At 67.1% G+C, this 13,781-nt stretch carries 15 protein-coding genes; 11 read left to right on the forward strand and 4 right to left on the reverse strand.

The window, feature by feature from the left end; all coding sequences use genetic code 11:
- The first annotated feature begins 7 nt into the window (after window positions 1-7).
- Window positions 8-1,303, forward strand: a complete 1,296-nt coding sequence (locus AC1DW0_RS28960; RefSeq protein WP_477949496.1) for a glycerate kinase type-2 family protein — start codon at window positions 8-10, stop codon at window positions 1,301-1,303.
- A 75-nt stretch (window positions 1,304-1,378) separates the two neighbouring features.
- On the forward strand, window positions 1,379-2,218 hold the full coding sequence (locus AC1DW0_RS28965; protein ID WP_477949498.1) for an HDOD domain-containing protein: 840 nt from the start codon (window positions 1,379-1,381) through the stop codon (window positions 2,216-2,218).
- Here the strand turns inward: AC1DW0_RS28965 and AC1DW0_RS28970 are convergent.
- A complete protein-coding gene (locus AC1DW0_RS28970) occupies window positions 2,215-2,751 on the reverse strand; it encodes a histidine phosphatase family protein (RefSeq protein ID WP_477949500.1) in 537 nt (178 codons plus the stop codon). The genes AC1DW0_RS28965 and AC1DW0_RS28970 overlap by 4 nt on opposite strands.
- 88 nt (window positions 2,752-2,839) lie before the next feature.
- On the opposite strand from AC1DW0_RS28970, the gene AC1DW0_RS28975 reads away from it, so the two are divergent.
- The 4 genes from AC1DW0_RS28975 to AC1DW0_RS28990 are packed head-to-tail and all read left to right on the forward strand — an operon-like array spanning window position 2,840 to window position 6,457.
- On the forward strand, window positions 2,840-4,096 hold the full coding sequence (locus AC1DW0_RS28975) for a lipoprotein-releasing ABC transporter permease subunit (RefSeq protein ID WP_477949502.1): 1,257 nt from the start codon (window positions 2,840-2,842) through the stop codon (window positions 4,094-4,096).
- On the forward strand, window positions 4,089-4,781 hold the full coding sequence (lolD, locus tag AC1DW0_RS28980; protein ID WP_056192712.1) for a lipoprotein-releasing ABC transporter ATP-binding protein LolD: 693 nt from the start codon (window positions 4,089-4,091) through the stop codon (window positions 4,779-4,781). Before AC1DW0_RS28975 ends, lolD begins: the two co-directional genes overlap by 8 nt.
- Window positions 4,778-5,632 carry a formyltetrahydrofolate deformylase gene (gene purU / locus AC1DW0_RS28985; RefSeq protein WP_457325487.1) on the forward strand — a complete coding sequence of 285 codons (855 nt, stop codon included), beginning with the start codon at window positions 4,778-4,780 and terminating at the stop codon, window positions 5,630-5,632. The genes lolD and purU overlap by 4 nt, the downstream gene beginning before the upstream one ends.
- Before the next feature lie 9 nt (window positions 5,633-5,641).
- Window positions 5,642-6,457 carry a TatD family hydrolase gene (locus AC1DW0_RS28990; RefSeq protein WP_477949504.1) on the forward strand — a complete coding sequence of 272 codons (816 nt, stop codon included), beginning with the start codon at window positions 5,642-5,644 and terminating at the stop codon, window positions 6,455-6,457.
- On the opposite strand, the gene AC1DW0_RS28995 is transcribed toward AC1DW0_RS28990, so the two are convergent.
- Window positions 6,458-7,279, reverse strand: coding sequence for an MOSC domain-containing protein (locus AC1DW0_RS28995; RefSeq protein WP_056192704.1), 822 nt, complete (start codon window positions 7,277-7,279; stop codon window positions 6,458-6,460).
- A gap of 13 nt (window positions 7,280-7,292) precedes the next feature.
- Window positions 7,293-8,102, reverse strand: a complete 810-nt coding sequence (locus AC1DW0_RS29000; RefSeq protein WP_056193115.1) for a mechanosensitive ion channel family protein — start codon at window positions 8,100-8,102, stop codon at window positions 7,293-7,295.
- 18 nt (window positions 8,103-8,120) lie between these two features.
- Between AC1DW0_RS29000 and AC1DW0_RS29005 the strand changes: the two genes are divergently transcribed.
- The 5 genes from AC1DW0_RS29005 (at window position 8,121) to AC1DW0_RS29025 (ending at window position 13,375) form a co-directional block, all read left to right on the forward strand.
- Window positions 8,121-8,681: a DNA-deoxyinosine glycosylase gene (locus AC1DW0_RS29005; RefSeq protein ID WP_457444050.1), complete on the forward strand. Its 561-nt coding sequence runs from the start codon at window positions 8,121-8,123 to the stop codon at window positions 8,679-8,681.
- 36 nt (window positions 8,682-8,717) lie between these two features.
- A complete protein-coding gene (locus AC1DW0_RS29010; protein WP_056192699.1) occupies window positions 8,718-9,491 on the forward strand; it encodes a spermine/spermidine synthase domain-containing protein in 774 nt (257 codons plus the stop codon).
- Window positions 9,492-9,505: 14 nt separating this feature from the next.
- Window positions 9,506-11,287 carry a type IV pilus assembly ATPase TfpB gene (gene tfpB / locus AC1DW0_RS29015; protein WP_477949507.1) on the forward strand — a complete coding sequence of 594 codons (1,782 nt, stop codon included), beginning with the start codon at window positions 9,506-9,508 and terminating at the stop codon, window positions 11,285-11,287.
- Between the two features lie 104 nt (window positions 11,288-11,391).
- Window positions 11,392-11,856 carry a tripartite tricarboxylate transporter TctB family protein gene (locus AC1DW0_RS29020; RefSeq protein ID WP_056192693.1) on the forward strand — a complete coding sequence of 155 codons (465 nt, stop codon included), beginning with the start codon at window positions 11,392-11,394 and terminating at the stop codon, window positions 11,854-11,856.
- A 7-nt stretch (window positions 11,857-11,863) separates the two neighbouring features.
- Complete coding sequence (locus AC1DW0_RS29025; protein WP_056192690.1) at window positions 11,864-13,375, forward strand: tripartite tricarboxylate transporter permease; 1,512 nt, start codon at window positions 11,864-11,866, stop codon at window positions 13,373-13,375.
- A 171-nt stretch (window positions 13,376-13,546) separates the two neighbouring features.
- Here the strand turns inward: AC1DW0_RS29025 and AC1DW0_RS29030 are convergent.
- The coding region (locus AC1DW0_RS29030) for a hypothetical protein (RefSeq protein ID WP_477949510.1) at window positions 13,547-13,781 on the reverse strand (235 nt) is incomplete at its 5' end.

The following is a 13,781-nucleotide window of genomic DNA, read 5'->3' on the forward strand; positions in this document are numbered from 1 at the left end:
GCCTGGCATGAGCCTGGACCCGCGCGCGCTGCTGCGGCAGCTCTATGACGTGGCCGTCGCGCGCGCGCTGCCCGGGCGGGTGTTGGCGGCGCATTTGCCGCCGCCGCCCAAGGGCCGCACCCTGGTGCTTGGCGCGGGCAAGGCGGGCGGTTCCATGGCCCAGGCGCTGGAAGCCGCCTGGCCGGCCGACGCCAAGCTGTCGGGCCTCGTCATCACCCGCTACGGCCATGTACCGCCGAACTACAAGCCGCGCCGGCTGCAGGTCGTCGAGGCGGCTCATCCAGTGCCGGACGCCGCCGGCCTGGCCGCCAGCGAGAAGCTGCTGGCCCTGACCCTCGGCCTGACTGCCGACGACCTGGTCATCTGCCTGATCTCCGGCGGCGGCTCCGCCTTGATGAGCCTGCCCGCGCCCGGCCTGACGCTGGCCGACAAGCAGGCGATCAACCGCGCCCTGCTGAACAGCGGCGCGGCCATCGACGAGATGAACTGCGTGCGCAAGCATCTGTCGGCCATCAAGGGCGGGAGGCTGGCCGCGGCCTGCGCGCCGGCGCGGGTGCTGACGCTGGCGATCAGCGACGTGCCCGGTGACGACCCGGCCGTCATCGCCTCCGGCCCGACGGTGGCCGACCCGACCACCTGCGCCGATGCGCTGGCCATCTGCCGGCGCTACAAGATCGAACTGCTCGCCGCCGCCCGCGCCGGACTCGAGTCGGGCACCTTCGAGACGCCCAAGCCCGGTGACTTCGCCCAAGCCGGCCATGAACTCGTCATGCTGTCCACGCCGCAAATGAGCCTGGAGGCGGCCGCCGCCTTTGCCCGCGAGCAGGGCATCGCCGCCCACATCCTCAGCGACGAGATCGAAGGCGAGTCGCGCGTGGTCGGCGGCATGCATGCGGCGCTCGCTCGCGCCGTCGCACGCCGCGGCGAGCCCTTTGCCAGGCCCTGCGTGATCCTGTCCGGCGGCGAAACGACGGTGACCGTCGACCCGAGCCGGCTCGCGGCCGCAATTGGAAAAGGCGGCCGCGCCACCGAGTTCCTGCTCGGCTGTGCGCTGGCCCTGCAGTGCGAGCCCGGTGTCTATGCGCTGGCCGCCGACACTGACGGCATCGACGGTGTTGGCCCCCATGCCGGTGCCTTGCTGACTCCCAGCAGCCTGGGCCGCGCCCGCGCCCTGGGGCTCAATCCGCAGGCCCTGCTGGACGAGCACGACAGCGCCAGTTTCTTCGCGCCGCTGGGCGACCTGCTCGTCCCGGGGCCGAGCTTCACGAATGTGAATGACTTCCGCGCATTGCTGATCGTTTAGGGGACGTGAAGTCCGTGGCGGGCCTGCGGCCTTCGTCCTAGACTGGCCCGACTGTCATCGCCCCGGAGGTCAAAGATGAGTGCAGCTGCCGAACGTTTCTTCGTCAGGCACAACGCCCTGCCGACCATGCCCGAGGTGGCCACGCGGCTCTTGAAGAGCTTTGACGACGACAACGTCGGCATTTCGCAGATCGCCGCGCTGATCGAGAAGGACGCAGCGCTGGCCGCCAAGGTGTTGCGCCTGGCGAACACGGCGCACTACAGCCCCGCGCACCAGATCGCCACCGTCATTGACGCCGCCCATGCGCTGGGCCTGGAGACGCTGCGCAACCTCACCATGGCCGCCTGCCTGAGCGGCGCCTTTCCCAAGGTCCAGGGTCTGGACCGGGCCACCTTCTGGCGCCACGGGGTCGCCACGGCCAACTACGCGCGCATCCTGGCCCGCATGCTGGGCGCCGATGCGGCCACGGCCGACACCGCCTACCTCGCGGGGCTGATGCTGCGCACCGGCCAGCTGCTGATGGCCCTGGACGAGCCGCATCTGGTGGCCGACGTCGAGACCCATGCCGCCGAGCCCGGCAGCCGCTTCTCGCTGGAGGAGCACCGCTTCGGCTGCACCCACGCCGACGTGACCGCGTCGCTGGCTGCGCACTGGCATTTCCCGCAGGCGATGGTGGAGGCCTTCAAGGATGCCAACACGCCGCTGGAGATCCGCCCCTTCTCGCTGATCGCGGCCGTGCTGCACGTGGCCGAGGTGCTGGCGGATGCCGCCGAGCACCATGACGAGCCTGTGCATGCGCTGAAGGTGGCCGTGCCCGAGCTGATCGAGCACCTGCATCTGGACCTGGACCTGCTCGCCGCCAAGATCGCCGCCACTGGCGACCCGGCGGCCGAGGTGGAGCAGATGCTGCACTAGAGACAGTTCGCTTCGGGCGCTCCGCTTGGCGCGCCATAGCTGAACTGCGCCCAGCGCGGCGGCTCGGTTGCTGGCTGCAGCAAGAAGGCGTGATGAAAGCTCGTGTCGCACAGGTCCGCCAGCTTTGGGCCGCCCAGCGCCGCCAGCACGGCCGTGACGGTGTTGCTGTGGCCGACGACGAGCACCACGCCGGTCTGGGCGCGCACCGCGTCGGCCAACGCCTGCACATGGGCGGCGCCCTTGGCGTCCACGATGCGCGGTTGCAGGCCCAGCGTCTTGGCCAGCGGCGCGGCGGTGTCGCGCGTGCGGCGGAACTGCGTCGTCAGGATGCTGTTCACGCGCAGGCCGGCCAGCGCCTGGGCCAGGGCCTGGGCGCGCTGCTCGCCAGCCGGCGTCAGGGCCGGGTCGCCCACGGGCTCGGTGGCGCGCTCGGCGTGGCGCACCAGGATGACGAGATCGGGCGCGGCCGCGGCCGGGGCGGCCAGGGCGAATGTCAGAAGACAGGCTGGCAGCAGGACAGACAAGGGCTTCATCGCGATTCCAGAAGAGGTCGGGTGCCATTCTCGCCACGGCCTGCCAGTTACCATCCCGGCCCCATGCCGTACGCCTTTGCAAAGCCTCATGACCCTGCCGTTTGAACTCCAGGTCGGCTGGCGCTACACGCGCGCCGGCCGCGGCGGGCGGCGCAACCGCTTCATCAGCTTCATCTCGAGCGTGTCCATCCTGGGCATCGCGCTGGGCGTGGCGGCGCTGATCATCGTGCTGTCGGTGATGAACGGCTTCCAGAAGGAAGTGCGCGACCGCATGCTCAACGTCATCGCCCACATTGAGCTGCTGGAGTACACCGGCCAGGCGCTGCCGGACTGGCAGGCCACGGCGGCCAAGGCAAGACAGAACCCCGAGGTGATGGGTGCGGCGCCGTTTGTCGCCAGCCAGAGCCTGATCGCACGTGGCGAGGATATGCGCGGCGCCATCATCCGTGGCATCTCGCCGGCCGAGGAAGCGACGGTCACCGGCCTTGGTGCTCAGCTCAAGGACGGCGTTTTCGCCCAACTGCAGCCCGGTGCCTGGAACATCGTGCTGGGCTCGGAGCTGGCACGCCAGTTGGGCGTGGGTGTGGGCGACAAGATCACCGTCGTCGCGCCCGGCGCCCAGGTCACGCCGATGGGCGCCTCGCCGCGATACAGGAGCTTCAATGTGGTCGGCACCTTCAGCGCCGGCCACTATGAATACGACTCGGGCCTGGCCCTGATCCACATCGACGACGCGGCCAAGCTCTACCGCACCGGTGGCCCGACCGGCGTGCAGCTCAAGCTGCGTGACGTTCACGACGCCCGCCGCGTGGCAGCCGAACTCAAGGGCGCCATGGGCCCGGACATCCTGGTGCGTGACTGGACGCGTTCCAACGCCAACTGGTTCGACGCCGTGCAGATCGAGAAGCGCCTGATGAGCATCATCCTGACGCTGATCGTCGCGGTGGCCGCCTTCAACCTTGTTTCCACCCTGGTGATGACCGTGACCGACAAGCAGAGCGACATCGCCATCCTGCGCACGCTCGGCGCCAGCCCGCGCTCCATCATGGGCGTGTTCATCGTGCAGGGCGCGGTGGCCGGCGTCATCGGCACGCTGTCTGGCGTGGGCCTGGGGCTGTTGGTGGCCTGCAATATCGACGTCATCGTGCCCACCATCGAGCGCCTGCTCAACGTCAGCTTCCTGCCCGGCAGCATCTACGTCATCAGCCAGATGCCCAGCGACCCGCAGCAAGGCGACATCGTGCCGATTGCGCTGGTGTCCCTGGCCCTGTCCTTCCTCGCCACGCTCTACCCAAGCTGGCGCGCCAGCCGCGTGCAGCCGGCGGAGGCGCTGCGTTATGAGTGATCAGATTCTTCAGGCCACGGCCTTGACCCGTCGCTTCAGCGAAGGCGGCCTGGACGTCACCGTGCTCAAGGGAGTGGACCTGCATGTGTCGCGCGGCGAGACGCTGGCCATCGTCGGTGCTTCGGGCTCGGGCAAGAGCACCTTGCTGCATCTGCTGGGCGGCCTGGACGTGCCGACCTCGGGCGCCGTCACGCTGATGGGCCGGTCGCTGGCGTCCATGGATGAGGCCGAGCGTGGCCGCTGGCGCAACCAGCAGCTGGGTTTCGTCTACCAGTTCCACCACCTGCTGCCCGAGTTCTCGGCGCTGGACAACGTCGCGATGCCGCTGCGCATCCGCCGCCAGACGCCTGCCCAGGCGCGCGAAACGGCCGCCGAGATGCTGGCCCGCGTCGGCCTCAAGGACCGCGCGCAGCACCGCCCGTCCGAGCTGTCGGGCGGCGAGCGCCAGCGCGTGGCCATCGCCCGGGCCCTTGTCACCCGCCCGGCCTGCGTGCTGGCCGACGAGCCCACCGGCAACCTCGACCGCGACACCGCCGCGGTCGTCTTCGAGCTGATGCTGGAGCGCGCCCGCGAGTCCGGCACCGCCTTCGTTCTCGTCACCCATGACCGCGATCTGGCGGCGCGCTGCGATCGGCAGCTGCTGCTGGTGGCGGGCCAGTTCCAAGCCCCTGCAACGACCGCATGACCCCGCGATTCATCCTCAAGCTTTCATGCCCCGACCGCGCCGGCATCGTGCATGCCGTCACCGGTGTGCTGCTGCGCGAAGGCGGCAACATCCTGACCTCCCACCAGCATGGTGACGCTGACCATGCGCGCTTCTTCATGCGCATCGAGTTCGAGGCCAAGGCTGAAGAGGGTGCGCTGCAGGCCGCGTTTGCGCCGCTCGCCGCCCAGTTCGACATGGATTGGGAGCTGGTGGCCCGCGCCCGCAAGACCCGTGTGCTGCTGCTGGTGTCCAAGCTCGGCCATTGCCTGAACGATCTGCTGTTCCGCGTGCAGACCGGGCACTTGCCCATCGAGATCCCGGCCATCGTCTCCAACCACCGCGACTTCTATCAGCTCGCGGCCTCGCACAACATTCCCTTCCACCACTTCCCGCTGCTGGGCGCCACCGACGCACAGAAGCAGGCGCAGGAAGCCAAGATCCGCGAAGTGGTGGCCGAAAACCAGATCGACCTCGTCGTGCTGGCGCGCTACATGCAGATCCTGTCGCCCGAGCTGTGCCGCGACCTGAGCGGCCGGGCCATCAACATCCACCACAGCTTCCTGCCCAGCTTCAAGGGCGCCAAGCCCTACCACCAGGCCTATGAACGCGGCGTCAAGCTGATCGGCGCAACCGCGCATTACGTGACCAGCGACCTCGACGAGGGGCCGATCATCGAGCAGGAGGTCGCCCGCATCGACCACAGCATGCCGCCCGAGCAGCTCGTGGGCATCGGCCGAGACATGGAGTGCGTGGCGCTGGCGCGGGCCATTCAGTGGCATGCCGAGCACAGGGTGTTGCTCAACGGCAATCGCACGGTCGTCTTCCGCTGAGGTAGAAGGTTGGGCATGTGGATAGACACCCACTGCCACCTCGACGCGGCTGAGTTCGCCGCCGACCGCGACGCGGTCGTCGCGCGCGCCAAGGCGGCGGGTGTCAACCAGATCGTCATCCCGGCCGTCGATGCCCACAACCTCGACGCGGTGCGCCTGCTGGCCATCCAGCACGACTTCACCTACGCCCTGGGCATCCATCCGCTGTGCGTGATGCGCGCGGGCGAAGGCGATCTGGAAAAACTCGCCGAAGCGGTGGAGACGCATCATGCCGATCCGCGTCTCGTCGCCGTTGGCGAAATCGGCCTCGACTATTTCGTCGAGGGCATCGACCCCGACACCCAGCAGCACTTCTACGTCGAGCAACTCAAGCTCGCCAAGCGCGCCGGCCTGCCGGTGCTGCTGCACGTGCGGCGCAGCGCCGACAAGCTGCTGGCCGGCCTGCGCCGTGTCGGCTTCACGCACGGTGGCATAGCCCATGCCTTCAACGGCAGCGAGCAGCAGGCGCAAGCCTTCATCGAGCTGGGCTTCAAGCTCGGCTTCGGCGGCACGCTGACCTTCGAGCGGTCCCTGCAGATCCGCCGCATTGCAGCCAGCGTGCCGGATACGGCGCTGGTCATGGAGACTGATGCGCCGGACATCCCGCCGCAGTGGCTCTACAAGACCGCCGAGCAGCGCGAAACCAGCCCAGGCCAGGCACGCAACGAGTCGGCCGAGCTGCCGCGCATTGCCGAAAGCCTGGCCGAGCTGCGCGGCTGGACGCTGGAGCAGACGGCGGCAATCACCAGCGCCAACGCGCGCGCCGCGCTGCCGCGACTGGGCTGATCAGGCCTCGCCGAAATTCAGCGACAGGTCCACGCGGTCGCCGATGCGCAGGGTCCCCGCGCCGTCGCCACGCGCGTAGACACCGAACTGCACCGGTGCGCCCGGGGCGCGCTCGGCGCTGAGCCGGGTCAAGGCGTCCAGCACGACCGGCTGCGGTTCGCCGCTCGCCGGGTCCACCGTTGGCACGACGCAGCGCACGCAGACCGTCGTGCGGCGCAGCGTCAGTGCGCCGATGCGGGCCTCGATCAGGATGTCCTCGATGAAAGGCGGCAGGTCGCCGCCGTCTTCGGCACTGAGCAGCAGATTGGGTCGCGCACGCTGTGCCGGCCCGTTCAGCGGCTGGGCCATGGCGTCCTGCCAGGACTGCAGCGAACCCTCGCCGACGATATGCAGTGCATTGAGGATGGGCCGGCGCTGTGCCTCGATGCTCAAGCGCACCAGCCGCAGCGGCTCGCCCGTGGTCGCCTTCAGCAGCGCGGCCGCGTCTTCGCCAGCATCCCAGACCTGCAGCACGTCGAAGTCCTGGCGTTCGCCGTTCCAGCCGCGCACTTCCAGCGCGTCGCCGCCTTCGCCGGGCACTGTCAACGATCGGCCCAAGGCCTGTAACTCAAGGTCCGAGCCCACCAACCGGGCGTGGACCAGCGCGAGCCGTGGGTGCGCGCCCATCCAGGTCAGCTCGCCGCCCGCGTCGACGATGCCCCAGCCGCGGTCGCCCACGGGCCAGCCGTCGCCGTCCAGCAGCAGGGTATTGACGGCTTCGCCGGCGCACGACTTGACGGGGTAGCGCCACAGCCCGGCGACGCGGGCGGTCAGGTCAGCCATGGTTTCTCCAGGTTCAGCGATTGCGCGGCGCGAGGGGCGTTTCGGGCACCGGGTAGCCGGCGGCGCCAAAGGTCGCGACGACGGCCTTGTGGGTGTCGAAGTAGACCTGCCAGTAATGGTCCGTGTGGCAGTACGGCCGCACGCACAGCAGCGGGCCTTCGGGCGTGAACTGCAGGATCTCGATATCGGGCGCCGGCTTGGCCAGCACATTGGGAATGGCCGCGATGGCCGGACGCAGCCGCGCGATGGCGTCCAGCGGGTCCACGCTGTTGGCGACCTTGGCCAGGCAGTCGACGCGGCGGAACGCCTGCGCCGAGTAGTTCTGGATGGCGCTGCTGAACACGGTGTTGTTGCCGACCAGGGTGTGCACGTTGTCCGGCGTGTTGATAGTCGTGCCAAAGAGGCCAATCTCGGTCACCGTGCCGGTCACGCCACCGGCCTGCACGAAGTCGCCCACCTTAAAAGGGCGCAGCACCTGCATGAAGACACCGGCCGCGAAGTGGGTCAGCAACCCGCCCCAGGCGGTGCCGATAGCCAGGCCCGCGCCGGCCAGCAAGGCGGCGAAGGAGGTGGTCTTGACGCCGAAGATGTCCAGAATCGCGAGGATCAGCACCAGGTTCAGCAGCACGCTGAGGATGGAGCGCAGATAGGTGGCCAGCGTCGAGTCGATGCGCTTGCCGCGCTCCAGCGCCGCCGAGAACACACGCAGCGCGATTGAAATGAGCCACCGGCCCACGACCCAGGCGGCGATGGCCGCGAGAATCTTCAAGCCGAAGTCCACGCCCTGGGTGCTGAGAAACAGCCAGATGGCTTCCGTATTCATCATGTCGAGTCACTCCCTGTGAAAACCCGCGCATCGTCGCAGCTGCCGGCCGTGTTTGCCAGGCCTCCAAACCCCGAAATCGAGCGTCTTGTCGGCCTCGCGCCGGTGTTTGACGCCCAGGCCCGCCTGCTGGTGCTCGGCAGCTTTCCCGGCGCTGCTTCGCTGCAGGCAGCGCAGTACTACGCGCATCCGCGCAATGCCTTCTGGCCCGTCATGGCGGCGCTGCTGGGCGAACCGGATCTGGCGACGCGGCCCTATGCCGAGCGCCTGCAGGCATTGCGCCGCGGCCGTGTGGCGCTGTGGGACGCCGTGGCTGCCTGCCGGCGCGAGGGCAGCCTGGACACGGCCATCGAAGCCGCCGAGCCGAGCGATCTGATGGATCTCGTCACCCGGCTGCCGCAGCTGCGCGCGATTGCCTGCAACGGCGCGCTCGCTCACCGGCAGACGCTGCTGGCCCTGGGCGACGTGGCCTTGCCCGTGCTGCGACTGCCGTCGACGAGCCCAGCGCATGCCGGCCTGAGCCTGGCAGACAAGATCGCCGCCTGGCGGGCCGGGCTGGCGCCGTATCTGGTGGCCTAGGATCCCGCCTATGACAAGACTGCTGACGGCCGGGCGATGAAGCCCAAGCCAACGACCTGGGGCCCGGCGACGCTGAGCGAATTCGACGGCGTGCGTTTTCTGCACCTGGACTCGATCTGGGTGCAAGGTGCAATGCGTATCCGCAAGCCCGATCAGCTGGAGCTGGAGTACATCCAGCGCATGTGCGCCTGGATGTTGTGGCGGGACCCGGCCGCACTGGGCGAAGGCCATGCCGTGCAACTCGGCCTGGGCGCCGCGGCGCTGACGCGCTTTTGCCATGGCCAGCTGAAGATGCGCACGACGGCGGTGGAGATCAACCCCGAGGTCATCGCCGCCTGCCGGCAGTGGTTCCGTCTGCCGGGCAACGATGCCCGGTTGAGCGTCGTCAACGGCGACGCCGCGGCCTGGGTCAATGACAGCGCCAACCTGCAGACGGTGGATGTGTTGAGCGTGGATCTCTACGACCATGACGCTGCGTCGCCCGTGCTGGACGACGAGGCCTTTTACGCCGCCTGCCGTGGCGTGCTGGCGGACGGCGGGCTGATGACGGTCAATCTGTTCGGCCGCAGCGCGAGCTTTGCGCGCAGCGCATTGCGCATCGCCAAGGCCTTCGGGTCGGACCAGGTCTGGAGCCTGGCGCCCACCAAGGAGGGCAACACCGTCGTCGTCGCGGCGCGCGGCGTGCAGGTGCCACATCGTGACATCCTGGAGCAGCGCGCAGCTAATATCGAATCACGCTTCAAGTTGCCGGCCCGCAAATGGCTTAGGCTGGTGCGGCCGCTGCCGATGAGCATCCTCAACGCCCTTTGAGAAGCCGAGCCTCGATGTCGACCAAGTCCAAGCCACTGGCTGCCCCCACGAAGACTGAAGGCCGCCTGGAATGGCGCCAGCTGCTGCATTGGCTGCAGGAGGATGGCCTCATCGACGAAAGCCAGGTCCAGCGCACGGAGCAGCGCTTCGCGGCCGGCGATAGTGCCTTGCATCCCCTCGTTCGCCTGGGCCACGCCGCTCTGGTGCGCCTGTCGACTGGCAAGCCACTGGATGTGGACGCACTGTCCGAATGGCTGGCGGTGCGCGCCAAGTTGCCTTATCTGCGCATCGACCCGCTGAAGGTGGACGTGGGCCGCGTCGGCGACGTGATGTCCATCGGCTATGCCGAAGCCAAACGCTGCCTGCCGGTGCAGTTCGGCATCAATGACGTGACGATCGCGACATCCGAGCCCTTCGACACCAGCTGGGTCGCGCAGATTGAGTCGCATGTGCGCAAGCCCATCAAGCTCGTCATCGCCAACCCGCTGGAGATCGCGCGCTACACGACCGAGTTCTTCACGCTGGCGCGTTCGGTGCGCGCCGCAGCCAAGGCGGGCGAGCAGAGCCAGGTGGCCAGCTTCGAGCAGCTTGTCGAGCTGGGCAAGACCAACAAGCAGCTCGATGCCAATGATCAGGGCGTCGTGCAGGTCGTCGACTGGCTGTGGCAATACGCCTTTGACCAGCGCGCATCGGACATCCACCTTGAACCGCGCCGCGAGATGGGTGTCATCCGCTTCCGCATCGACGGCGTGCTGCATACGGTCTACCAGCTGCCACCGACGGTGATGGGCGCAATGACCTCGCGCATCAAGCTGCTCGGCCGCATGGACGTCGTCGAGAAGCGCCGCCCGCTGGATGGCCGCATCAAGACGCGCAACCCAGCCGGCGACGAAGTCGAAATGCGGCTGTCGACGCTGCCGACCGCCTTCGGCGAGAAGATGGTCATGCGCATCTTCGACCCCGAGACCGCCGTCAAGGATCTGTCGTCCCTGGGCTTCGGCCAGCACGACTCCGACCGCTGGGAGAGCCTGGTCAAGCAGCCCCACGGCATCATCCTGGTGACCGGCCCGACCGGCAGCGGCAAGACGACGACGCTGTACTCGACGCTCAAGCGCCTGGCGACCGAAGAGGTCAATGTCTGCACCATCGAAGACCCCATCGAGATGATCGAGCCGGCCTTCAACCAGACCCAGGTGCAGAACGTGCTGGATCTCGGTTTCGCCGAAGGCCTGCGCGCGTTGATGCGCCAGGATCCGGACATCATCATGGTCGGCGAGATTCGGGACCTGGAGACGGCCGAGATGGCCATCCAGGCCGCGCTGACGGGTCACCTCGTCTTCAGCACCTTGCATACCAACGACTCGGTATCGGCGATCACGCGGCTGATGGATCTGGGCGTGCCGAGCTATTTGATCAGCGCCACCGTCATTGGTGTGCTGGCCCAGCGGCTGGTGCGCACCCTGTGCCCGCACTGCAAGCAGCCCGACCCCATGGTCACGCGGGAGAACCTCAACGAGCTGGTGCGGCACTGGCGCCTGGGTGGAGGCGTCAAGCCTTTCAAGCCGGTGGGCTGCCTGGAATGCCGCAATACGGGTTTCCGCGGCCGTGCGGGCCTTTACGAACTGTTGACCGTTTCAGAAGGCGTCAAGGCCTCGGTCGCTGACCTGGCCGCACTGCGTCGTCAGGCCATGCAGGAGGGCCTGCGCCCACTGCGCTTGGCCGGCGCGATGAAGGTGGCGGAAGGGGTGACGACGGTGGAGGAGGTGTTGCGCAGCACGCCGTCCTGGGAAGGCTAGTCTCTCTTGTCTTACGTGTAATCCACAGTCGGGCAGCGTCGACCCGACTGCCAGAATCACCGGCAAGAAAACGCGCGCCCGCGGCGCGCCGGAGGCGACAAGCAATGAAGATCAAAAGCCAGCGGGACTTCTGGTCCGGGCTGATGTTCCTGGTGGTGGGCGTGGCGTTCGCATGGGGCTCGACGGAATACTCCTTCGGCACCTCGGCCCGACCAGGCCCGGGTTATTTCCCCTTCGGCCTGGGCATCCTGCTGGCCTTGCTGGGCGGCCTCGTGCTTTTCAAGGCGTTGACGCTGGAATCAGAAGGCGGCGATCCCATCGGCGCCATTGCCTGGCGCCCTTTGCTCATCATCGTCGCCGCCATCGCCGTCTTCGGCGTCGCGCTGCCTCGCCTGGGGCTGGCCTGCACGCTGCCGTTGCTCATCACGTTGTCTGCCCTGGCTGGCAATGAGTTCCACTGGCGCGATGTGCTGATCAGCAGCGTCGTGCTGACGGTCGGCAGTTGGGCGCTGTTCATTCTTGGCCTGAAGCTGACCATCCCGCTCTGGCCCATCTACATCACGGGCTGAGGGCACCATGGACCTGCTGAACAATCTGGGTCTTGGGTTCCATACGGCGCTGACGCTGCAGAACCTGATGTACTGCTTCTTCGGGTCGGTGCTGGGAACGCTTATTGGCGTGCTGCCCGGTCTGGGGCCCGTCGCGACCATCGCGATGCTGCTGCCGTCCATCTACACGCTGGACGCCACACCTGCCCTGATCATGCTGGCCGGTATCTATTACGGCGCTCAATACGGAGGCTCGACGACGGCCATCCTGATCAATGTGCCGGGTGAGTCCAGCTCCGTCGTGACGGCCATCGACGGCTATCAGATGGCCCGGCGCGGCCGTGCCGGTGCGGCGCTCGCGGCCGCCGGCCTGGGCAGCTTCTTCGCCGGCTGCGTGGGCACCATCATCATCGCGGCCTTCGCGCCGCCGCTGACCGAGCTGGCCTTCAAGTTCGGCTCGGCCGAGTACTTCTCGCTGATGGTGCTCGGCCTGGTCGGCGCGGTTGTGCTCGCGTCGGGATCGCTCATCAAGGCCATTGCAATGATCGTGCTCGGCCTGCTGCTCGGGCAGATCAACACCGACGTCATCACCGGCACGGCGCGCTTCTCCTTCGATGTTCCTGAATTGACTGACGGCATTGGCTTCGTGGTCATCGCCATGGGCGTGTTTGGCTTCGGGGAAATCATCGCCAATCTGGGTCAGCCCGAAGAACATCGCGAGGTCTTCACCAAGGAGGTGAAAGGCCTGTGGCCGACGAAGGAAGACTTCAAGGAGGCCTGGCCTTCGGTGCTGCGGGGCACAGCCCTCGGCGCTGTGCTGGGAGTGTTGCCCGGTGGCGGCGCGCTGCTGGCCTCTTTCGCGTCCTACACCTTGGAGAAGAAAGTCGTCCGCAATCCTCGTGTGCCCTTCGGCAAAGGCGCCATCCAAGGGGTCGCCGGCCCAGAAAGCGCTAACAACGCCGGTGCGCAGACCTCTTTCATTCCGATGCTCACGCTTGGCATTCCGCCAAATGCTGTGATGGCGCTGATGGTGGGTGCCATGACCATCAAGGGCATTCAGCCGGGGCCTCAGGTCATGACGAGCAACCCGGAGCTGTTTTGGGGGCTGATCGCATCGATGTGGATCGGCAATCTGATGCTGATCGTGCTCAACCTGCCTCTGATCGGCATTTGGATCAAGTTGCTGACAGTGCCCTACCGGTTTCTCTTTCCGGCCATCGTCGTCTTCTGCTGCATTGGCACCTACTCGCTGAACAACAACAGCTTTGACGTCTATATGACCGCGGCGTTTGCGCTGCTTGGCTACGTCTTCTACAAGCTGAGCTGCGAGCCGGCGCCGCTGCTGTTGGGCTTCATTCTGGGGCCCATGATGGAAGAGAACCTTCGCAGGGCGTTGCTGCTGGCGCGGGGCGACTGGAGCACATTCCTGACCCGTCCACTATCCGCCGGATTGCTGATTGCAGCGGCACTGATGATCGTCGTCGTGATGCTGCCGTCCATCAAGAGCAAGCGCGAGGAAGCTTTCCACGAAGAGGCGTGACGGTCGCCCGCTGCCTGCCTGACTCTTGCCTTGACGTCGGTCGTCCGCGGTCGTTGGCCGGACTCGCAGCGTCCGGACGGCGAGCATTGCAAGCCAACGTCGATTGAATACGTTCCCGCCTGCTGATCCAGTAAAAGAACTGGCGTGGCTTCCGCATCCGAAAAACCTATGCTACAGTCGTGGGCTTCGCTGATCACAACGCAGCGCTTGTCGGGAACGGCGGATGGTTGTGAGGTGGTTGGTGGAGCTGGGCTGAAAGGTCTGGATGGCGAGCTGGAGAGTTCGTTGGGTGCTGAAGAGTTCTGAAAAGAAATTTTCGCAAAGTACTTGACGATGCTGCGAAAGCAGATCAAAATCTCGCCTCTTTGCTGCTGACGAACAAAACGCGAAAGCGAGTAGTTTGGAG

It is taken from the genome of Roseateles sp. P4_D2, assembly GCF_056401875.1.